25 protein-coding genes are annotated in these 20747 nt (G+C 59.5%); 4 read left to right on the forward strand and 21 right to left on the reverse strand.

What is annotated here, in order from left to right; genetic code table 11:
• Positions 1-126: 126 nt before the first annotated feature.
• The 4 genes from ACFQZG_RS01960 to ACFQZG_RS01975 form a co-directional block, all read right to left on the reverse strand.
• Entirely contained in the window at positions 127-609 is a 483-nt protein-coding gene (locus ACFQZG_RS01960; protein ID WP_378149528.1) for a dihydrofolate reductase, read from the reverse strand.
• 111 nt (positions 610-720) lie between these two features.
• Positions 721-1506: an anti-sigma factor gene (locus tag ACFQZG_RS01965; protein ID WP_378149530.1), complete on the reverse strand. Its 786-nt coding sequence runs from the start codon at positions 1504-1506 to the stop codon at positions 721-723.
• A gap of 3 nt (positions 1507-1509) precedes the next feature.
• Positions 1510-2076, reverse strand: a complete 567-nt coding sequence (locus tag ACFQZG_RS01970) for an RNA polymerase sigma factor (RefSeq protein ID WP_378149532.1) — start codon at positions 2074-2076, stop codon at positions 1510-1512.
• A 67-nt stretch (positions 2077-2143) separates the two neighbouring features.
• Positions 2144-2389, reverse strand: coding sequence for a cupredoxin domain-containing protein (locus tag ACFQZG_RS01975; RefSeq protein WP_378149534.1), 246 nt, complete (start codon positions 2387-2389; stop codon positions 2144-2146).
• On the opposite strand from ACFQZG_RS01975, the gene ACFQZG_RS01980 reads away from it, so the two are divergent.
• Positions 2379-2864, forward strand: a complete 486-nt coding sequence (locus tag ACFQZG_RS01980; RefSeq protein WP_378149536.1) for a hypothetical protein — start codon at positions 2379-2381, stop codon at positions 2862-2864. The two genes, ACFQZG_RS01975 and ACFQZG_RS01980, sit on opposite strands and share 11 nt — an antisense overlap.
• Before the next feature lie 117 nt (positions 2865-2981).
• Here ACFQZG_RS01980 and thyA read toward each other — a convergent pair whose 3' ends face one another.
• From thyA to pdhA, 6 genes are all read right to left on the reverse strand, one after another.
• Positions 2982-3776: a thymidylate synthase gene (gene thyA / locus ACFQZG_RS01985; RefSeq protein WP_378149537.1), complete on the reverse strand. Its 795-nt coding sequence runs from the start codon at positions 3774-3776 to the stop codon at positions 2982-2984.
• A gap of 46 nt (positions 3777-3822) precedes the next feature.
• Positions 3823-4341 carry an acyl-CoA thioesterase gene (locus ACFQZG_RS01990; protein WP_378149539.1) on the reverse strand — a complete coding sequence of 173 codons (519 nt, stop codon included), beginning with the start codon at positions 4339-4341 and terminating at the stop codon, positions 3823-3825.
• A gap of 103 nt (positions 4342-4444) precedes the next feature.
• Positions 4445-5866 (reverse strand): dihydrolipoyl dehydrogenase, encoded by a 1422-nt coding sequence (gene lpdA / locus ACFQZG_RS01995; protein ID WP_378149541.1) that lies wholly within the window; start codon positions 5864-5866, stop codon positions 4445-4447.
• A gap of 4 nt (positions 5867-5870) precedes the next feature.
• Positions 5871-7223, reverse strand: coding sequence for a dihydrolipoamide acetyltransferase family protein (locus ACFQZG_RS02000; protein ID WP_378149543.1), 1353 nt, complete (start codon positions 7221-7223; stop codon positions 5871-5873).
• A gap of 17 nt (positions 7224-7240) precedes the next feature.
• Positions 7241-8218, reverse strand: coding sequence for an alpha-ketoacid dehydrogenase subunit beta (locus ACFQZG_RS02005; protein WP_378149545.1), 978 nt, complete (start codon positions 8216-8218; stop codon positions 7241-7243).
• 212 nt (positions 8219-8430) lie between these two features.
• Complete coding sequence (pdhA, locus tag ACFQZG_RS02010) at positions 8431-9537, reverse strand: pyruvate dehydrogenase (acetyl-transferring) E1 component subunit alpha (protein WP_378149547.1); 1107 nt, start codon at positions 9535-9537, stop codon at positions 8431-8433.
• Between the two features lie 248 nt (positions 9538-9785).
• Here pdhA and ACFQZG_RS02015 point away from each other — a divergent pair, with 248 nt between their 5' ends.
• On the forward strand, positions 9786-10538 hold the full coding sequence (locus ACFQZG_RS02015) for an alpha/beta hydrolase (RefSeq protein ID WP_378149548.1): 753 nt from the start codon (positions 9786-9788) through the stop codon (positions 10536-10538).
• Between the two features lie 13 nt (positions 10539-10551).
• On the opposite strand, the gene ACFQZG_RS02020 is transcribed toward ACFQZG_RS02015, so the two are convergent.
• The 3 genes from ACFQZG_RS02020 to ACFQZG_RS02030 are packed head-to-tail and all read right to left on the reverse strand — an operon-like array spanning position 10552 to position 12179.
• Positions 10552-11079, reverse strand: a complete 528-nt coding sequence (locus ACFQZG_RS02020; protein WP_378149549.1) for a hypothetical protein — start codon at positions 11077-11079, stop codon at positions 10552-10554.
• Positions 11072-11548 (reverse strand): low molecular weight protein-tyrosine-phosphatase, encoded by a 477-nt coding sequence (locus ACFQZG_RS02025; protein WP_378149551.1) that lies wholly within the window; start codon positions 11546-11548, stop codon positions 11072-11074. Before ACFQZG_RS02025 ends, ACFQZG_RS02020 begins: the two co-directional genes overlap by 8 nt.
• A 10-nt stretch (positions 11549-11558) precedes the next feature.
• Positions 11559-12179, reverse strand: a complete 621-nt coding sequence (locus ACFQZG_RS02030) for a trimeric intracellular cation channel family protein (RefSeq protein WP_378149552.1) — start codon at positions 12177-12179, stop codon at positions 11559-11561.
• Positions 12180-12334: 155 nt separating this feature from the next.
• On the opposite strand from ACFQZG_RS02030, the gene ACFQZG_RS02035 reads away from it, so the two are divergent.
• Positions 12335-12988, forward strand: a complete 654-nt coding sequence (locus ACFQZG_RS02035) for a thiamine diphosphokinase (RefSeq protein ID WP_378149554.1) — start codon at positions 12335-12337, stop codon at positions 12986-12988.
• A 22-nt stretch (positions 12989-13010) separates the two neighbouring features.
• Here ACFQZG_RS02035 and ACFQZG_RS02040 read toward each other — a convergent pair whose 3' ends face one another.
• The 4 genes from ACFQZG_RS02040 to ACFQZG_RS02055 form a co-directional block, all read right to left on the reverse strand.
• Entirely contained in the window at positions 13011-13784 is a 774-nt protein-coding gene (locus ACFQZG_RS02040) for an MBL fold metallo-hydrolase (protein ID WP_378149556.1), read from the reverse strand.
• Between the two features lie 20 nt (positions 13785-13804).
• A complete protein-coding gene (locus ACFQZG_RS02045) occupies positions 13805-14476 on the reverse strand; it encodes a GNAT family N-acetyltransferase (RefSeq protein ID WP_378149558.1) in 672 nt (223 codons plus the stop codon).
• Between the two features lie 22 nt (positions 14477-14498).
• The gene (locus ACFQZG_RS02050; RefSeq protein ID WP_378150425.1) at positions 14499-15131 is read right to left on the reverse strand and encodes a GNAT family N-acetyltransferase; all 633 of its coding nucleotides are present in this window, start codon (positions 15129-15131) and stop codon (positions 14499-14501) included.
• A gap of 73 nt (positions 15132-15204) precedes the next feature.
• Positions 15205-16062, reverse strand: coding sequence for a carbon-nitrogen hydrolase family protein (locus ACFQZG_RS02055; RefSeq protein ID WP_378149560.1), 858 nt, complete (start codon positions 16060-16062; stop codon positions 15205-15207).
• 300 nt (positions 16063-16362) lie between these two features.
• Here ACFQZG_RS02055 and ACFQZG_RS02060 point away from each other — a divergent pair, with 300 nt between their 5' ends.
• Positions 16363-16845, forward strand: a complete 483-nt coding sequence (locus ACFQZG_RS02060; RefSeq protein ID WP_378149562.1) for a C40 family peptidase — start codon at positions 16363-16365, stop codon at positions 16843-16845.
• 95 nt (positions 16846-16940) lie between these two features.
• Here the strand turns inward: ACFQZG_RS02060 and ACFQZG_RS02065 are convergent, their stop codons facing one another.
• From ACFQZG_RS02065 to ACFQZG_RS02080, 4 genes are all read right to left on the reverse strand, one after another.
• Positions 16941-18299 (reverse strand): sensor histidine kinase, encoded by a 1359-nt coding sequence (locus ACFQZG_RS02065; protein WP_378149563.1) that lies wholly within the window; start codon positions 18297-18299, stop codon positions 16941-16943.
• Entirely contained in the window at positions 18296-18997 is a 702-nt protein-coding gene (locus tag ACFQZG_RS02070; RefSeq protein ID WP_378149564.1) for a response regulator transcription factor, read from the reverse strand. Before ACFQZG_RS02070 ends, ACFQZG_RS02065 begins: the two co-directional genes overlap by 4 nt.
• Positions 18998-19008: 11 nt before the next feature.
• On the reverse strand, positions 19009-20196 hold the full coding sequence (gene chrA / locus ACFQZG_RS02075) for a chromate efflux transporter (protein ID WP_378149566.1): 1188 nt from the start codon (positions 20194-20196) through the stop codon (positions 19009-19011).
• A 162-nt stretch (positions 20197-20358) separates the two neighbouring features.
• The gene (locus tag ACFQZG_RS02080; RefSeq protein ID WP_378149567.1) at positions 20359-20658 is read right to left on the reverse strand and encodes a hypothetical protein; all 300 of its coding nucleotides are present in this window, start codon (positions 20656-20658) and stop codon (positions 20359-20361) included.
• Positions 20659-20747 lie beyond the last annotated feature (89 nt).

The raw sequence follows: 20747 nt of genomic DNA on the forward strand, positions 1-20747 counted from the left end.
ATATCGGGTTGCTTCTGCGGTTGCAAGCGTGCTCGAGGTCGTATTTGTATAGCAATAATAGATCATCCTATCAAATCGCATCCTGTCGAACAATGGACTATCCGTCTACTTGTTTGCACGATTCCGCTATACGCGTTCGTATACGCAGAACGAGTACGGCAGGAGATTGCGTTCGTCCTGAACGCCCGGCGTACGCGAGACGAGCTTCCACTCTTCGCGGTCGAACGCGGGGAACGAAGCGTCTCCATCGAAAGGCCGGTCGATCTCCGTCAAGATTAACCGGTCGGCGACCGCTAACGTCTGCTCGTAGATTTCCGCTCCCCCGATGACCATCAATTCCTCGTCGCCGTAATTCTCGATGGCTTCGGGAATCGAACGCACAAGCTCGCAGCCGTCCGGCGCTTCCTTCAGGGTCCTCGACAAGACGACGTTCGTGCGGTCCTTCAACGGTTGCTTCAACGATTCGAAAGTCTTGCGCCCCATCAGCACGGGCTTGCCGATCGTCTGTCGCTTGAAGAAGGCCATGTCCGCCGGAAGACGCCAGATCAATTCGTTATCTTTACCGATAATGCCGTTGGAGGCGACTGCCGCGATCAACGTTACCGACATTCGCACCCTTCCTCCCGTTCGGAAATCGCTTTTGAAAATGGTTTTGTCCTATCATATCACATCGATTTGCCGCTGCCTACCCGAACAATGTGTGACGAATATGTTCCAATATCAGGATTCGGCGATCTCGTTCGTATAGGATTCGAACAGCTCGGGACCCCGAGGCGACGTCGAACCGGGATTCGGCTCCAACGTGACTTCGATCGCGTCGACCGGGTCGGACCCTTCCGTTAGCGGATACGTCATCATTCCGATGCCGCTGTCGTCGACGGTGAACGTTCCCGCGCTGCGTCTCTTGCCTTCATGCCATAGCCATACTTGGTAAGCCTCGGATCCTACCGTCGCCGGAGAGTCGAACACGTAGACGACGAACCGCTCTTCCGAGGCGGAACGAACGAAGCACGCGACTCCGTACGCGCGTTGCCGGTCTTCGAAGCGGCCGGACTCCCGAACCGCCGACAGCCGGTACAGCGTCTCGATCGCCGTCGGCTCGACCGAACCGCCCGCCGATAACGAGATCGGCTTCGCCTCCGCGCGAAGGTCGGCCGCCAGCCAGCCCGCGGCGAAGAAAAGCGCCAGCACGGCGGCGCCGACCGTCAGCATTAGAGGCTTCTTATAATTTCTCTCGGATCGCGATTCGACGCGATATTCCGGCGCGTTCGCCGAGCTTAGCAACGGACCGAGCACCTCGTCCTTCAGATCGGCGGGCGGCTCGACCATGTCCATATCGTGCGCGAGCCGATCCCATACTTCCCTCCAGCTCGCGGCTTCTTCCCTGCACGTCGCGCACGCCGCAAGATGTCGTTCGAACCGCTTGCGCTCGACATCGGAGCCGAGTCCGACGACGTAATCGACCAATCCATCGCACGGGGAAGCCTTCTCCTTGTCTCCGTTCATCGGTTATCGTTCCTCCCTCATGCCCTGAAGTTGTCTGCGCAGCGTCTTAAGCGCCTGATGAAGCCTGTTCTTGACCGTTCCGATCGGTTCTTGGCCCATCTCCGCGATCTCGTGCAACGTGAAGCCTTTCCAATATAACAGCTCGATGACGCGTTGCTGCGGCCCGCTCAGCGAGCGAGAAGCCCGAACGAGCTCCGAACGCGTAGACCATCGAATGGCCGCGGCTTCCGGATCGCCGGGTTCGTCATCGCGACTGTTGCCCGCCGCGGCTTCGATCGCTAACGTCCCTCGATGGCGACGTTCGCTTCGCAACACGTCGATCGCGATATTTCGGGTAACGGCGACCAGCCAGCTCGAGAACGCGCCTCTCGAGGCGTCGTATTCCGCTCGCGTCGTCCATAATCGGGTGAATACGCGCTGCACGACTTCTCTTGCGAGCGATTCGTCCGCGCAGGCTTTGCGCGCGAACGAATAGACGAGGCGCGAGTGACGGTCGTACAGCTGCTCAAGCGCGTCCTCGCGCCGATCGCGAATATGTCGCATCAGTTCGGCATCCGTCGGTATCGTCATGCCTCTTCCTCCCCCGCGGTTCTTTAACGCGCACGGCGGGCCGAGGTCGCCCTCGGCCCGCCTGAGATTAATCGTCATCGGTCACGATGATGGTTGCCTTCATATCCGGATGAGGCGCGCAATAATAGGAGAACGTCCCCTCGTCCTTGAACTCGACTTTCGCCGATTCGTCTTTGCCGAGCAAGCCGGTATCGAAGGCGCCTCCGTCGGCCGTCGCGGTATGCTTGACTTTGTCGCGGTTAATGAAGACGACCGTCGTCCCTTTCTTGATCGTAAGCTCGCCAGGCGAGAAAGCGAACCCCTTGATCTCCACGACGACCTCCTCTTGCGAATCGTCCGGCGAAGCGGAAGCCTCCGCCTCTGCGGTCGCCGAGGGCTTAGGCGCAGCCGACGGGGTTGGCGAAGGCCTCGGCGATGGAGAAGGCTTAGGCGAAGCGGCAGGCGTCGATGAAGCCGAAGGCGTTGCCTCGGAAGACGCTGACGCGCTCGCCGACGCGCTTGCGGAAGGAGTTGCCTCGTGCCCTTCTTCGTGCGAAGCCGACGCGCTCGCCGTTGCGGACTCGCTCGCCGTTGCGGACTCGCTCGGCGACGCCGTGTCGCTTGGCGAGGCCGTCGCCGCGGCGGATGCGCCCGCATCGCCGGAGGCGCGTTCTTCGTTCGATCCGGAGCCGCAAGACGCCAGCAAGACGATCGTCATCGCGAGCGACAACGCGAGCAAGGCTGCCTTCGCCGTTTTATTCCAATTGCTATACTTATTCTCCATCTCTCGATCGATCCCTTCCGAATGAATTCCATCATTGGAGTTAACGGGAGCATTCGGCGAACGGTTCGACGTACGGAATCGCGCGCGCAAAAAAACCTCGAACGCTTCGGAAGAAGTCGTTCGAGGTTCGGTTAATGCGTTCTTACACCGCGACAGGCGCCTTGATCGCCGGGTGGTGCTCGTAGCCGACGAATTCGAAGTCTTCGAATTTATAATCGAAGATCGATTCGGGCTTGCGATGGATGACGAGCTTAGGCAGCGGAAGCGGCTCGCGCGACAGCTGCAGCTTCACTTGCTCCATATGGTTGCTGTAGATGTGCGTATCGCCGCCGGACCAGACGAACTCGCCGACCTCCAGGTCGCATTGCTGAGCGATCATATGCGTCAGCAGCGCGTAAGAGGCGATGTTGAACGGCAAGCCGAGGAACGTATCGATCGACCGCATCGTCAGCATGCAGCTCAGTTTGCCGTTCGCGACGTAGAATTGGAACACGAAATGGCACGGCGGAAGCTTCATCTCGTCGATGACCGACACGTTCCAGGCGTTCACGATATGCCTGCGCGAGTCCGGATTCCGCTTAATGCTATCGACGACTTGCGTCAGCTGGTCGATCTTCCGGCCGTCGGGTGTCTCCCAGGCGCGCCACTGCGAGCCGTATACCGGACCGAGATCGCCGTTCTCGTCCGCCCATTCGTCCCAGATCGAGACCCCGTTCTCCTTCAAGTAGCGGATGTTCGTCTCGCCGCTGATGAACCATAGCAGCTCGTGGACGACCGACTTCAGATGCACGCGCTTCGTCGTGACGAGCGGGAAACCTTCGCCCAGATCGAAGCGAAGCTGGCGGCCGAAGACGGAACGCGTGCCCGTACCCGTCCGGTCGGACTTGTCGGTACCGTTATCGAGTACGTCCTGAAGCAAATCCAAGTAGTTGCGCAATTGAGTCTCACCCTGTCGATTCGATATGAAAATATGAACTATTGTATCACTGAGGCTCCGCTTCTGTCGATGAAGATTCCGGCGCCGAGTAACGTTCCTTGCGCCGTTTCATCCGCAGCGCGTGCCGTTCCGGCGCGCTGTCGTGCAGCTTGCGCTCGTGCTCGCGCTCCGGCGCCACGGGCGGCACCGGGGTCGGCTTGCCCTGCTCGTCGAGGGCGACGAACGTCGAGAACGCCGTTACCGTCACTCTGCGCTCGCCGGTGAACAGGTTCTCCGCGCGCACGACGACGTACACCTCCATCGAGCTGCGGTGAGTCCACGTGACGAACGCCTCGAGTTCGACCGCCTCGCCCATCCGGATCGGCGACACGAAGTCCAAGCTGTCGGTCGATGCGGTGACGACCGGCTTGCGGCAATGACGTATGGCCGCTATCGCCGATATCTTATCGATATACTTCATGACCGTGCCGCCGAACATCGTGCCGTGATGGTTCGTGTCCGTCGGGAACACGAGCTCCGTCATGATCGATCGCGACCGGCTGACCGGAATGGCTTCAACGCCCATATCGCTCCGCTCCTCGTTCCGTCTTCTGTTATAAAAATATGCACCTCCCGGGCCCGCACGACCGAAAAGTCGCGAGCCAGGGAGGTGCATCGATTGCGATAGGTTATTTCTTCGGCGCGATCGTATGGATCGGATGACCCATCGCGAGCTCCGCCGTGTCCATCGTGATCTCGCCAAGCGTCGGGTGAGCGTGAATCGTCAGGGCGATATCCTCGATCGTCGCGCCCATCTCGATCGCGAGACCGAGCTCGGCGATCATGTTGGAAGCTTCGACGCCGGCGATTTGCGCGCCGAGCACGAGGCCGTTGTCGGCGTCATGGATAATCTTCATGAAGCCGTCGGAGCCGCCGAGCGTAACCGCGCGGCCGTTGCCGCCGAACGGGAACTTGCTGGACTTCGCGTTAAGGCCTTTGTCCTTCGCTTCCTTCTCGGTGTAACCGACGCTTGCGCACTCCGGATCGGAGAAGGCTACGGCAGGAATGCACTTGTAGTCGACTTTCGAAGGCAAGCCCGCGATCGCTTCCGCCGCGACCTTCGCTTCGTACGAAGCTTTGTGCGCGAGCGCCGCGCCCGGCACGATGTCGCCGATCGCGTAGATGTGCGGGATGTTCGTCCGGCATTGGTCGTCGACTTCGATCAGGCCGCGTTCGCCGACCTTCACGCCGATCAGGTCGAGACCGAGCTCGCCGTCCGTGTTCGGACGACGGCCGACCGTAACGAGCAGGTAGTCGGCCGTAACCGTCTTCGTCTCGCCGCCGACTTCGTACGTAACGGTAACGTCTTTGTCCGTCTGCTCGGCGCCCTTGGCGAGCGCTCCGTTGACGATCTCGACGTCGTTCTTCTTCAGCTTCTTCACGACGAGCTGGCTCATGTCTTTGTCGAAGCCCGGCATGATCGTATCCGCGCCCTCGAGGATCGTTACTTTCGTGCCGAACTTCGAGTACATTTGACCAAGCTCGATGCCGATGTAGCCGCCGCCGATGACGACGAGGCTCTTCGGCACTTCAGGCAACGACAGCCCTTCCGTCGATGACAGGATACGGCCGCCGAACGGGAACGGCTTCAGCTCGATCGGGCGGGAGCCCGTCGCGATGATGCAGTTCTTGAAGCGGTAACGAGGCGCTTCTTGGTCGTTGAACAGGCGCGCTTCATGCTCGTTGATGAACATGACTTCGCCTTGGAACATTTGCACCTTGTTCGCTTTGAGCAGCATCTCGACGCCGGACGTCATTTTGTTCACGACGGACGACTTGTACGCTTGCACTTTGCCGAAGTCGACGCTGACGTTGCTCGCGGACAAGCCGTACTCGTCCGCGTGCTGCATCGCCTCGTAGTGGTGCGCGGCGTTGATCAGAGCTTTGGAAGGAATGCAGCCGACGTTCAAGCAGACGCCGCCGAATTTGCCTTTGTCGGCGATCATGACTTTCTGTCCGAGCTGCGCGGCGCGGATGGCGGCTACGTAGCCGCCGGGTCCGGCGCCGATGACGAGCAAATCTATATCCAGAGACGCATCTCCTACGACCATGGGTTTAAACCTCCATTACGAGCAGCTCGGGATCGCTGAGCAGCTGTTTGATGTAGTTCATGAAATATTGAGCCGTCGCGCCGTCGATGATCCGATGGTCGAAGCTCAGCGACAATGCCATCATCGGAGCGGCGACGATCTCGCCGTTCTTGACGATCGCTCTGTCCGTAATGCGGCCCGTGCCGAGAATCGCGACTTCAGGGAAGTTGATGACCGGCGTGAAGAACATGCCTCCGGCGGAACCGATGTTCGTGATCGAGATCGTGCTGCCCTTCAGTTCGCCCGCCGACAACTTGCCGTCGCGGCCGCGCGTCGCGAGATCGCGGATCTCGTTCGCCACGGACCAGATATTCTTACGGTCCGCGTCGAAGATGACCGGGATGATGACGCCGGCGTCGGTATCCGTCGCGATGCCGATATTGTAGTACTTCTTATAGACGATTTCGTTCGCCGCTTCGTCGATAACCGCGTTCATCGCGGGGAATTCGCGGCATGCGGCGACGAGCGCCTTCACGATGAACGGCAAATACGTCAGCTTGACGCCTTTCTTCTCCGCGATCGGCTTCGCGCGGTTGCGAAGCGCGACTAGCGCGGTCACGTCCACTTCGTCCATTATCGTGACATGCGGAGCCGTATACACCGACTTAACGACCGCGTTAGAGATCGCCTTGCGGATGCCCTTGAACGGTATACGCTCTTCGACTCCTTGGCCGCCGACGGGACCGCCGGTCTTCGCAGCCGGGGCAGCCGACGGAGCGGATGCCGCTGGCGCGCTTGCCGCTTGAGCTTCGGCAGGTTCCGCGGCCGCGGGAGCCGCGCCGCCTGCGCCGAGAACATCGTCGCGAGTAATGCGGCCGTTCTTGCCGCTGCCGTTCACTTGCGCGATGTTGACGCCCTTCTCTCGAGCAAGCTTGCGTACGCTTGGCGTCGCGAGCACGAACGCGTTCGAAGCGGACGGAGCCGCCGCAGGGGCGGCAGGTGCCGGAGCCGCGGGAGCCGCCGCTTCTTGCGCCGGTTGGCCCTTCGTATCCGCGCCGCCTACCGCGCTGTTGCCGGAAGCGCCGCCGGCGGCTTGCGCGTGGGCTTCCTCCGACGGCGCTTGTTCCGGAACTTCGCCTTCGGCTTCGATAATCGCGACGATGTCGCCGACGTGCATGACTTGTCCGTCTTTGGCGCGCACTTCGGTCACTTTGCCGTTGACCGGACACGGAACTTCCACGATCGCTTTGTCGTTCTGTACTTCCATGATTATATCTTCGTCCGTTACCGTCTGGCCGGGCGCGATGTGCATCTTGACGATTTCGCCTTCGTGCAGCCCTTCGCCCAGCTCCGGGAACCGATATTCGAATCTGGCCACCTGGAATCCTCCTCCGATTAGAACTGCAGCACTTGGTTAGCGGTTTTCACGATGCGTGCCGTAGAAGGCAACCATGCGTCCTCGACTTGCGCGAACGGATAAACCGTATCCGGGCCCGCGCAACGAAGCACGGGCGCTTCCAGGTGAAGAATCGCCTTCTCGTTGATCTGAGCGATAATTTCCGCGGCCGCGCCGGAAGTCTTCTGCGCTTCTTGCACGACGATCGCGCGGTTCGTCTTCTTGATCGATTCCACGATCGTATCGATGTCCAGCGGCAACAGCGTGCGCAGGTCGATGACTTCGGCGGATACGCCGCTCTTCTCGAGCTCTTCCGCCGCTTTGACGGCCGTGTGCACCATCAAGCCGTAGGCGATGATCGTGATGTCTTTGCCTTCGCGAACGACTTTCGCTTTGCCGATCGGCACCGTGTACGCCTCTTCCGGCACTTCGTCGCGGAACGCGTGGTACAGGTTCAGGTGCTCCATGAAGAATACCGGATCGTTATCGCGAATCGCCGAGACGAGAAGTCCCTTGGCGTCGTACGGGTTGGACGGAACGATGACTTTGATGCCCGGCGTCTGCATGGCCAAGCCTTCCAAGGAATCGGTATGCAGCTCTGCCGCTTTAACGCCGCCGCCGAAAGGCGTACGGAATACGATCGGGGAATTGTAACGTCCGCCGGAGCGGTATCTCATCCGCGCCGCTTGAATGAACATTTGATCCATCGCTTCGTAGATGAAGCCGACGAACTGGATTTCCGCCACGGGACGGAAGCCTTGAATGCCGAGGCCGACCGCGAGTCCGCCGATCGCGGATTCCGCCAGCGGCGTATCGAATACGCGGGTTTCGCCGAATTCGCCTTGCAGCCCTTCCGTCGCGCGGAACACGCCGCCGACTTTACCGACGTCTTCGCCGAACACGATTACGTTAGGGTCGTTTTTCAGCTCGACGCGCATCGCGTCGCGGATCGCTTCTTTCATATTCATCTGAGCCATGCTGTGTCTACTCTCCCGTCAAACGAGTTTAGTGGATGTTCAAAAAGTCGACTTTTGATCACGAAGCAACTCAGGAAGCAGATTCGACATCGAATCTTGCGTTCAACTTCGAAGTCCGGTGCTCATGTAGGTTTGCCTACACTCCGCTCCTCCTTCTTCTGTTTCTCGCAACCTTCTCGGTGCTGAAAAGCCGATTTTTGAACTTGATTTTATTATTGGAAATCGGCTTTTTGCTCTTCGAGATGCGGAGGCGTATGTTCGAACATCGAATCGATCAAGCCGGCGACGGTCATTTTCTCCGTTTGCTCCGCTTTTTTGATGTGCTCGTTCACCGCGTTCTTCGCTTCTTCTTTGACGCGCGCCGTATCTTCTTCCGTCCACAAGCCTTTTTTCTCCAGGTACTTGCCGAAGCGAACGAGCGGATCCTTCAAGCTCCATTCCGCTTCTTCGTCCTTCGTGCGGTACTTCGTCGTGTCGTCCGCCATCGAGTGAGGGCGGAACCGGTAAGTCAAGCCTTCGATCAGCGTAGCTCCGCCGCCGTTACGGCCGATCTCGGCGGCTTCTTGCACCGCGGAGATAACCGCCAGCACGTCCATGCCGTCGACTTGAAGACCGCGAATGCCCGCCGCGAGCGCTTTGTGGGCGATCGATTGCGCGCCCGTCTGCTTCGCGTACGGCGTCGTGATCGCATAACCGTTGTTTTGCACGAAATAAATGACTGGAAGCTTGAACGAGCCCGCGAAGTTAAGACCTTCGTAGAAGTCGCCCTCGGAGGAGCCGCCGTCTCCCGTGTACGTAATCGCGACGCGCTTCTCGCCTTTCAGCTTGTAAGCCATCGCGACGCCGGTAGCGTGCAGGATTTGCGCGCCGATAATGATTTGGGGCATCAACACGTTGACGCCTTCCGGAATTTGGCCGCCGTGCTGGTGGCCGCGGGAATACAAGAACGCCTGATAGAGAGGAAGTCCGTGCCAGACGAGCTGCGGCATATCGCGGTAACCCGGGCAGATGAAGTCTTCTTTGGATAACGCGTACTCGCTGCCGACCATCGTCGCTTCTTGTCCGGATACCGGCGCATAGAAGCCGAGACGTCCTTGGCGCCCCAAGTTAACGGCGCGGTCGTCCCAAGTGCGGGTGAATACCATGCGGTACATGATTTCTTTCAGCTGGTCGTCCGTCAGCTTCGGCATGCGTTCCGCGTTGACGACTTCCCCTTCGGGGGACAATATTTGCAAGGGAACGACATTATCCGACCTTACTTCGTGCGCTGGATGTCCGGCCGTTTGGTTGACCGGTGCTTCGATAGATACTTTGCTCATTAAGGTTCACCTCATCTTGAATTGTGGAAGAGGGCTTTCTGTTATAGAATTATTATATCCCTGTTCAACTGGTTTGGTCAAAGAAAAACTGTTTAAAAACCTTTATTTATATAGCTTTTCGACGATCCATGTTTATATAACAGGGTTATGTAATCTATATAACACAGTAATACACTTTATGGTCCTCAGTCTTCAATATGGTTTGCCCATAGCCGAGATTTCCCATACCTTCTAAGGAGGTTCGCCGCATGAGCGACAACCCGATTTTTAAGAGAACGATCGTCAGACACGACATTCCCAGCCAACATTTACCGGAGCGAACGAGGTCGATTCGCGTCTATTTGCCGCCCGGTTTCCAACAGTGGATCAGCTACCCCGTCGTCTATTGCCAAGACGGCGAAGATTTCTTCAACTTCGGCCGCATCGCCACGCAAGCGCAGCGGCTCATCATCGAGGAAGGCTGGGATCCTTTCATTATCGTCGGAGTAGACGTCGACAAACGTCACCGAACGTCCGAATACGCCCCCGACGGGGAGCGTCATGACGGCTACGTACGGTTCTTCGCGGAAGAACTGATTCCATGGGTGGAATCGCAATACCCGGTGCGGGACGAATCAAGCGAACGGTTGCTGGCGGGCGATTCGCTCGGCGGCACCGTGTCGATGTCGATCGCGCTTCGCTACCCGGCGATGTTCAGCCGCATCGTCAGCTTGTCCGGAGCCTATTATTACCCGTCCGTCGAAGAGCTGAAGCGAGCGGGTTCGCTGGCGCATCTTCGCGTATGGATGACGGTCGGCTTGCAGGAGCGCGCGTACGAGACCGACCGCGGCGTATTCGACTTCGTGGCGTTGAACCGCGCCGCGCGCGAAGAGCTGCTGGCTAGAGGCGCGAAGCTGATCTATACGGAGAAGGACGGAGAGCACAAGTGGGGCTTCTGGCAACGAGAAATGCCGGAAGCGCTCGGGGCCTTCCTCTCCCCTTCGCCTCCGGCATTCGAATGACCGAATACGCGTATTATCGATCGGGCGCGGGCGGAAGCCCTCGCTCGATGTCTTCGAGCAGACGTCTCGTCTCTTCTTCGCCGCTCGCGCCCGACCTGCGGAACGCGAGCAGCTTCTCCTTCAGCACGGCCGCTGCTTCCTCGTACGCCGCCTCGTCCATCGCGGCGCCGTCCGGATCGTACCAGACGAACCCGCCGTGCGGACCGTTACGCAGATACGCGCCGTGCCATTCCGCCGGATACGAAGGCCAGCTCGCGCCGAGCGCGTACGCGATGACGTCGTCGTGGGCGAGCGGCAGCAGATGGTGATAATGCTCCTCCGCTCCCCCACCGGCGACGTTCAAATGATACGAAGCGTAATGCAAGTAATGCTCGCCCGTCTCCGCGTCCTTCACGATGCGATACAGCTCGCCGCCTAGCTCGCTCAGCGTCTTGACGTTCTCGATCCTTCGCGACAGCTCGTCCTCCGGAACGAACCGCATGCGCGGGAAGCCGAACGGGAGCGAGGCGCCCGATCCGGCGTCCTGTCCGGGCTTATCCATCGGACAGCCTCGTCTTCACGAACGCGAGCAGCTTCTCGCTGCCTGCCTTCACGAGCTCGTATACCTCGTCGAAATTGCCGGAATAATACGGGTCCGGCACGTCCTCCAATGCTTGCTCGGGCAGAAGAGAGAGGAACCGAATGACTTGAGACCCTGCCGATACGCCGAGCACTTCCCGGATATCGCGTTCGTTGCGGGTATCCATCGCGACGATCAGGTCGAATTTGTCGCCGTCCGACTTGGCGATCTGCCTCGCCTTCATGCCCGCGTACGAGATGCCGTGGCGGTCGAGCAGATCGCGCGTTCCTTCGTGCGGCGGATGGCCGATATGCCAATCTCCCGTGCCCGCGGAATCGACGGAGATTCGCTCCTCTAGACCTTCGCGGCGGATGACGTCGCGGAACACCGCCTCCGCCATCGGGGAGCGGCAAATGTTGCCGAGACATACGAACAATACGGAATAACTCATCGTTGCCCTCCTACATCGTTCCGCCCGGGAACGACCGGCGCGGAAGCTTCCATTTATAATAGACGGACAGCATGCGGAACACGACGACGAACAGGAACAGCGCGAACAGCTCCCACGGCTTCTGCAGGTTGCCGAGGGCGATCGCGAGCCCCGCGAGCAGCGCCCATACCGCGTAGATCTCGTCCCGCAGCACGAGCGGCTTGCGGCCGGCCATGACGTCGCGCACCATCCCCCCGCCGATGCCCGTCAGCATCGCCGCGACCATGACCGCGCTGATCGGAAGCTGCTCGTTCACCGCGTACAGCGCCCCTTGGATCGCGAACGCGGCCAGCCCGATCGCGTCGAAGAACGCCTCGCCCCTTTTCCAATGATGAATCCACCGGATCGGCAGCAAGAACACGATCAAGATCGATATGCCCGCCGTTTTCAAGAACAAGCCTTGGCCCCATAACGTCGTAACCGGAACGCCGATGAGCAAATTCCGAATGACGCCGCCTCCGAAAGCCGTCACCAACCCGAGCACGAACACGCCTAGAATATCATACTCTTCTTCCATGGCGACGATTCCGCCGCTGACCGCGAACGCGATCGTTCCGATCAAGCTGAATACATGAAACACATCCCATTCCAACGCTGACAACCCCCGAATATCCCGATACCTGTCGAATGATGACAACCCTTACTCATTGTAGCGGCATGCCCGGATATTCCGCAACGCTCTTTTTCCCGTTATACTGTACTGTATCGTTGAAAACTTGCGACATCACGCAGAAAAGGGTGTTTCCGATGTCCGTAACCGACCGCCGCAGAACCTTGATCGTCACGGGCGGCAACATTGGAGCGTGGACGCTGGCGCTGCTGCCGGCTTATTCATTCGTTATCGGCGCGGACCGCGGCGCCGAATTCGTCGCACGGGCAGGGGGGCGCATGCAGCTCGCCCTCGGCGACTTCGATTCGATCGGCCCCGGCCAACTGGACGCCGTCCGCGCGGCCAGCGACGAGACGATCGTGTACGACGCGATCGACAAAGACTGGACCGACACCGAGCTCGCCTTCCGCGAAGCCGCGGGCAGAGGCTTCTCCGACATCGACATCGCCGGCGCGCTCGGCACGCGCTTCGACCATAGCTTAGCCAACGTCCATCTACTTAAACAAGCGCAGGAGCTGGGATGCAGCCTGCGCTTGATCGACGAGCATAATATCATTAGCTTGTGCGCGGGCACGATGCGGCTGTCCGCCGACCCGCGGTACCCGAATGTCTCGCTGCTGCCGCTGACAGAGCGCGTCACCGGCATTACCTTGCAAGGATTCAGATATCCGCTTAACGACGCGACGATCCGGCTCGGCCAATCGATCGGCGTCAGCAACGTGCTCGACGAGCCGACGGGCACGATTACGATTACCGGAGGTCTCGTCCTCGTCATCCGCAGCCGGGATTGAACCGGCATTGCGTCAACGGGCGTTATACTTCCAGCGTCATTCCGGTCGCCGCGATGCTGACGTTAGCCGGCAAGCCGTATCGCTTGCGCGCATCCACGTCGTGGGACAAGTGCGTGAACACGACGCGACCCGGCCGCAGCTTCTCCGCGAGCGCGACCCCTTCTTTCATATCGTAAACGGACCGCGTCTCCATCGGGTAAGGTTCGAGGACGAAGCTCGTGCCGAGCACTAGCAGGTCGAGCCCGAGCAGCGGCCGCTGCTGCTCCTCGGTCAGCTGGATGGCGTCCGAACAATACGCCCAAGCTCTGCCTCCGGCGACGTCGTCGAACCGGTATGCGTACGCGTAGCCGTTCTTCCCGTGATTGACTTTCCATGGCCGAACCGCCCACGGGCCGTACGTCATCCCCTCGTCGTTCGCGACCATCTCCAGCTGATTGCCTACCCAGGGATACCTGGCGCCGATCAGATCGAGCACCTCTTGCGGCGCGTACATGCGCGAGCGCTCTCCCAGCCATCTGCAGCCGTCCGCCCAGTCCGTGACGCCGGCGATATGGTCGATATGAGCGTGCGTGACGATCGCTTGCTCCACGCGGCGCACCCCTAGGCTCTCCATCTGCAAGCGAAAGTCCGGCCCGCAGTCGAGCAACAGAGGCGGTTGCCCGGCTTCCTCCAGCCAAGCGGACGAACGGTAACGGCGATTCGCGCCGGATTCCCTCGCTTCCGCGCACACCGCGCAGTCGCAATACATTCTCGGCGTTCCCATCGAATCGCCGTTTCCTAGCAGCGTAATGCGCATGTAAGTACTCCTTGTATGTTTTACAACGGACGCAACGCGACGTTGTCTCTCGTCTCCAGCCCCGCGATCATGTTGTGCCACTCTCTCGGCTTGTTCGGGAGCGCTTCGTAATATTGCCGAAGGAAGGCGGCAATGAGCGCTGCCGGCACTTCCGTCATCTTGTTGTCCGCGGGCAGGAACCCGAGATCCAATTCGGTGACCGCCTTGCCCTCGTGATCCCACGAAGGATGCACGTAAGCCAGATCGAGCTTGCGGTACCCGAGATGCGACAGAACTTCGCGGCGAACGGCGGGATGCATCGCGAGAACGTCGCCGAACGAGAAGCTCGACGCCGCGTGCGGGTTGTAGATTTCGGCGAACATGCCGAGAGCGACCGTTCCGGATGCAGCCTGGAGGCGGACCAGATCCTTCTGCCGCTCCACGAACAGGAACCGGCCGATGCCCTTGCTAAGCGCGCTGATGATCGTGAAGTCGGTCATCGCGACGCACAGCTCCGGATAATATCGATACTCCGTCGCGCCGACGACTTCCCCGTCCTCGACGGCGACGTACACGTGAATCGAAGGATCGGCGATCGGTTCTCTCCACAGGTCGAACGCGAGCACTTCCTCGGGCGGGAAAATCTTGCTCATCATGCGATGCATCGCCGCGAAGCGCGGGTCATCGATTGAATTCACGCGAATGTATTCCATCTGGTCAATCTCCTCTGTATCGTTAATGATCGAATGGTCTAAAAGGGTTGCGCCACTCCATCAGCGCGGCGTAATTCGCGGACTGTTCGTCCTCCAGGTAGTCGGCGACGACGCCGACGGGCAGCCTGCCGCATCTGAGCAAGAACGTCAGCACCGGATCCTGCAACGTTCCCTCGGCGACCTGCGCGACGTAAGCCTCCGGCGTCATCCGGCCGGACACGGCCCCGTAGCCGGGCATGCGGCCGCCTCCGAGCAGCCGGTCGCATCCGAGATGAACGACGGTCTCGTACATCGACTGCATGAGCCATTTGCCGAGCCCGAACTTGCGGTACGCGGGCGCGACGCAGATGTCGACGACGTACAGCGTCTCCCCGTCCGCGGCGTGGTTGCGTATGTAGCCGTCGTCGGTAACGGACGACCAATCGTGCTTCTCCCGATGCTTCATATGTATTCGGAGACCCGTCATGGAACCGACGATGCGTCCTTCGACGTCCGCGCATAGCGCGCCTTCCGGAAACCGCGTCGCGTGCTCGTTCAGTTGCTCCTCGTTCCACCAAAGCTCCGAAGGGAACGGAGGAGGGAAGCAATCGGCCTGCAACGAGATCAAGCTCTCGAAGTCCCTCCGGTCGTAATTGCGGATCGTGACCGGCAGCATGCGCTTGCCGTCCGTAACCCTGATCGTCTTCCTCACTTCGCCGTTCCGCCTCCCTCGCTTATGAACGCCGTCGCTATCGCCAATCCGGATACAGGTCCGTGCGCCGATCGCGCCACGTCGTCACGGAGCCGGCCGCCCGAACGTCCTCCAGCAACGCCAAGTCCAAGTCCGCGGTGATGAGCATGTCTTCGTTCGCGTCCCCTTCGCATAGGATGCCTCGCGGCGGGAACGGAATGTCGTTCGGCGTAATGACGGCGGCTTGCCCGTAATTCGCCCGCATGAAGTCGACCTTGCGCAGCGAGCCGACGGTTCCCGTCGTCACGATATACACTTGGTTCTCCACCGCGCGGGCATGGCAGCAATACCGGACCCGATAGAACCCGTGCCGGTCGTCCGTGCAAGACGGACAGAAAATAACGTCCGCGCCTTTCGCCCTGACCATTCTTACGATCTCCGGAAACTCGATGTCGTAGCAGGTCAGCAAGCCGATCGTGCCGTACGGCGTATCGAACACCTCCACGCCGTCGCCCGCCTCGACGTTCCAGGCTTCCTTCTCCGTCGGCGTAATGTGAAGCTTGTCCTGCGTTCGGTAAGTACCGTCCGGAGCGAACAGGAACGCGGAGTTGCGCAACCGGTCGCCGCGCTTCGTGACGTGGGTTCCCGCGATGATGTACATGCCGTACTCCCGGGCCAGGCCGCCGAACAATCCGACGTACGCTTCCGTGTAGTCGGCCAGACGATCGATCGGCAGGCCCTGGCCGGAACCGTCTCCGATCGCGAGCAGCGGCGTCGTGACGAATTCGGGGAACAGCACGAACGAGCTGCCGTATTCGGAGGCGTTGCGAACGTAATGCGTCGCCTGCGCCGCGAAATCGTCGAAGCTCTCGCAATCTTGCAATAGGAATTGAACGGCGGATACTCTCAACTTCATGCGATGACTTTCCCTTCCGCTGACGCTGTCAGCCTTGCTTCTCTCTTCCTTATCTTATCCACCCGAACGGTTCCGTTCAAGCGGGCGTTCGCATGCTTACGCCGAATAACCGTACGAAAAGCGTCGCGAACGCCTTGTACGGTTCATTAGAATTTTCTCATTTCGTTTTAAGAAAACGCTTAATATCGTGATGCGGCGCACATTTTTCTCTCCTTGGCAAACGTTAGGAAATCGCTAGTCTGCTATACTCGGTTCAGGTCATGCGACACGAACACGAACTTAAACGGAGGGAATAACATCATGAACTTCAAACATAAACTCGTCCGCAAAGTGCTAACGGTCAGCCTCGGCGCCGTCATCGGCTTCACGGGAATCGCCGCGTTGCAAGCGCCTACCGCTTCGGCTGCAACGAAGGCCGACAAAATCGTGAGCCTGGGAAGCAAATATCTCGGCGTTAAATACCGCTTCGGCGCGCCGTCCGGCAGGACTTCTTCTTTCGACTGCTCGAGCTTCACCCAATATATTTTCGGCAAATACGGCATCAAGCTGCCTCGCGTCTCCAGCTCCCAAGCGAAGAGAGGCTATAAAGTCGCCAAGTCGAACTTGAAGAAAGGTGACCTCGTCTTCTTCAGCGTCGGCAAGCCGGGCAAAATCAGCCACGTCGGCGTATATGCCGGCAACAACCGCATTCTTCACACGTACGGCAAGCCGGGCGTTACGTACTCCAGCTTGAGCAACAGCCACTGGAAGTCCCACTATATTACCGCTCGCCGCGTTCTGTAATTATTAACGCCTGCCGAGCCTCGAATGTTGCAACGACAAAACCGGCAAAATCGGGAAATCCGATTTTGCCGGTTTTTTACGTTCTCCCGCGGGAGTTATAGGTTTCGAGGAAGCTGTACGGATACGGTCGTGCCGTTGCCGGACTTGCTGTACACCTCGACTTTGCCTTCGTGCAGGTCGATGATCTTCTTGGCGATCGACAGCCCGAGTCCGCTGCCGCCCGTCGAGCGTCTCCGCGCGTCGTCGACGCGGTAGAACCGTTCGAACAAATACGGGATTTCGTGCTCGGGTACGCCGATTCCGTAGTCGGTCACTTCGATCTTGATCGTGTTCTTGCTGCCGCGCACGCGAACGTCGATCGGCTCCTTGCTGTACTTGATCGCGTTGTCGAGCAAGATCAGGAGCAACTGGCGTATCTTGTCCTTGTCCGCCCTCAACTGGACGTGGGTCGCGTTGCCGTCGGCATGGACGCGGATTTCCCGCTGGAACGTCGTGCCGAGCGTCTCGCCCAACTCCCGGACGACGCCGAACAAGTCGAACTTGACGATATTGAGCCACGCGTCCTGTTCCGCTTCGGCAAGCGTGAGCATCGACCGGATCAAGTTCTGCAGACGCTGCGTTTCCTTCGAGATCGACTCGATCGCCTCGTCACGCACTTCCGCGTTGTCTCTACCCCACCGCTTCAGCATGTCCGCGTAGCTGGAAATGACCGTCAACGGGGTCTTCAGCTCGTGCGAGGCGTCCGCAACGAAGTGCTTCTGATGCTCGATCGTGCGGTCTAACCGCTCGATCATCTGGTTGAACGCCCGCACGAGCTGTTGAAGCTCGACGGACTCTTCCCGCCCGCCGAGCTTGACGACCTGCAGCTTGCCGCTGCGGTCGATCTCCCGCATCGTCTGCACCATCTGCCCGATCGGCCCCGTCAGCCTCGACGTGAACCAGAACGTGCCGAAGATCGCGAATACGACCGCGCCGACGCTCGTAACGCTAAGCGCGCCGACGAGAATTTGCAAGTAACTGTCGAGCACCGTCAGTCGTCGCGCCGCTTCGAGCGTTCCGAAGAAATGGCCTTTGTCGAACAACGGCACGGCCAAATAGATGATCCGCTGGCCGTTGACCTGGCGTGTCTCCGACATCTGCTCCGTACGGGGGATTGCGGGTAACGACAACAGCGCCTTGTCGCCGATCTGGTTCACGATCCTGAGGTCCTCGGTGACGATGCGCATCATCTCGTTGGCGTTATACAGATCGTACAGCAGCTTCGGATCCTCGTACCCGAGCATTCCTTGCTGCGCCAGCGTATCGACGACGAGATCCGTCTTGTTCGTCATGAGCGCGAGCTCGCCCCGCGTCGTTACACGGATGACGAAGAAGTAGACGAAGATATTATAGAGAATCAAGATGAAGATCAACCAGAATACGGTGAAGAGCGTAAACCGCGACCTTAACGTCATGCATCGGGCTCCTTCAGCATATAGCCTACGCCGCGAACGGTATGCAGCAGCTTATGGCGGTATCCCTTGTCCATTTTCTGGCGCAAATAACGGATGTATACGTCGACGACGTTCGTGTCGCCGATATACTCGTATCCCCATACGTCGGACAAGATTTCGTCTCTCGTCTTCTCCGCGTTCTTGTGCCGGGCCAAGTAAAGCAGCAGCTCGAATTCGCGCGGCGTCAAGTCGATCGAATGGTCTTTGCGGTACACCTTGCGCGTGATCAGCTCGATGGACAGATCGCCGATGCGCAATACGTCCTCGTTCTCCCCTTCGCGGGAAGCTTGGAAGATACGCAGAAGGTTTCTGACGCGGGCGAGCAGCTCTTCCATCGCGAACGGCTTCGTAATGTAGTCGTTCGCGCCGTGCTCGAATCCGCTTACCTTGTCGGGTACCGTATCTCTCGCCGTCAGCAGAATGACGGGGACGGCGCGGTCGTTCTGTCTGAGTCGCCGAAGCACTTCAACGCCGTTAAGCTCGGGCAGCATGACGTCCAGCAGAATCAAATTCCATTCGCCGGTCAGCGCCATCTCGAGACCGGTACGGCCGTCCGCGGCGCGTCCGACGGTATAGCTCTCGTGCTCCAGTTCCAGCTGCAAAATTCTTGCGATGGCATCCTCGTCTTCGATGATTAATATTTTCTCGTTGTTGTTCATTGCGTATCACCTCACGAATATACGATCCAGCCGAATACGGCCGCGAATAGGACGATCAACCATGGCGGACAGCGCCAGCTCGCGAGCAGGACGAAGCCGATCAGGACGAATACGAAATCCGTCGGCGCCTTGACCGTGCCAGAGAATACGGGCGTATAGAGGGCCGCCAGCAATAAGCCGACCACCGCCGCGTTCACGCCAGCGACGGCGGCGCGCGTCCGGCCGTGCGCGCGAAGGCGCGTCCAGAACGGAAGCACGCCGGCGACGAGCAGGAAGGACGGCAGGAAAATGAAGATCAGCAAGACGCCGGCGCGCGCGATGCCTTCCGCTCCCGGAGCGGAAGCTGCGCCGATATAAGCCGCGAAAGTGAACAAAGGTCCGGGCACGGCTTGTGCCGCGCCGTAGCCGGCCAGAAACTGCTGCTCGGAGACGATGTCCGAAGGAACCGTCTCCTCGTGCAGCATCGGCAGAACGACATGGCCGCCGCCGAACACGAGCGAACCGGCTCGATAGCCGATATCGGCCAATTGAAGCTTAACGTTATCATGCCATGAGGCAAGCAAAGGTAGCAGGACGAGCAGACCGGCGAACAGGACAAGGCAAACGATCGCCGTCCGTTTCTTGAAGCCGGCATGGAACGATTCGGCGTTGCCCGCGAGTTCGGGCTTGAGCAGCATGGCTCCTACGATTCCGCTGAGGAGGAGCGGAACGACTTGTCCGAAGGCCCCCGGCCATACTAATGCGATGCTGGCCGTCAGCGCCGCCATCGCGATTCGCGGACGGTCCGGCGCTAACGCGCGCCCCATGCTCCATAAGGCTTGCGCCACGACGGCTACCGCCGCCAGCTTCAGTCCGTGAAGCCAACCGGCGTCGGAATAATCGCTGCCGTTCAGGGCGACGGCGAAGAGGACGAGCAAGAGCGCCGACGGGAGAGTGAAGCCTAGCCATGCGGCCAATCCGCCGAGCATGCCGGCGCGCCGGATGCCGATCGCGATGCCGAGTTGGCTGCTAGCCGGCCCGGGCAAGAACTGGCAGAGCGCCGTTAATTCGGCGAACGAATCGTCCGTCAACCATCGCCTGCGCTCGACGTATTCCCGTCGGAAATACCCGATATGAGCGATCGGTCCGCCGAAAGAGGTCAAACCGAGCTTAAGCGCGGCGTATCCGGCTTCGAACGATCGATGTATACTGCCCGCCATTGCATACTCTCCCTTACCCGCAAGCGATTGTCCTTCTATATTGTAACATGACTGTCAAAGGCGAAGTAACGCGAGCGGACAGGCTTATGAACAACGATACGTTCGAATAAGGCAAAAGGTAGCGCCGGGAATGTCCCGACGCTACCTTGGGGAACGCATCTTCTATGACGCGTCGTCCTTGCCCTTCTGTGCCAAGACGATCGAGGCGACGTATTGGCGCGCGTCCGGGTTCAGGAGCAACAGCTTCGCCGTCCGGACGGTCGACCGAACGGCCGGCACGCCGTCCGGCGCTTCGGCTCCGGCTTCGTTCGGAGGCAGCTCCGTTAGCTTCGTGAAATACAGATGCATGCCGTCCAGATCCTCTCCCGCTCCCGCGATCGCGTAGCCGTCTTCGAGCAACGAATCCACCTGGCGTTTCTCGGACATAAATTCGGCGTGCGCCGTCATTCCGTCTATCTCCATTCGCGATCTTCTCCTATCCGGATCATGCCGTTCCTAGCAGATGTATACGCCCGTATCGGCGAAAGAAGTATGGAAACCCGTTTGAAATC

Source organism: Cohnella sp. GCM10027633 (assembly GCF_042675445.1).
Taxonomy (GTDB): Bacteria; Bacillota; Bacilli; order Paenibacillales; family Paenibacillaceae; genus Cohnella.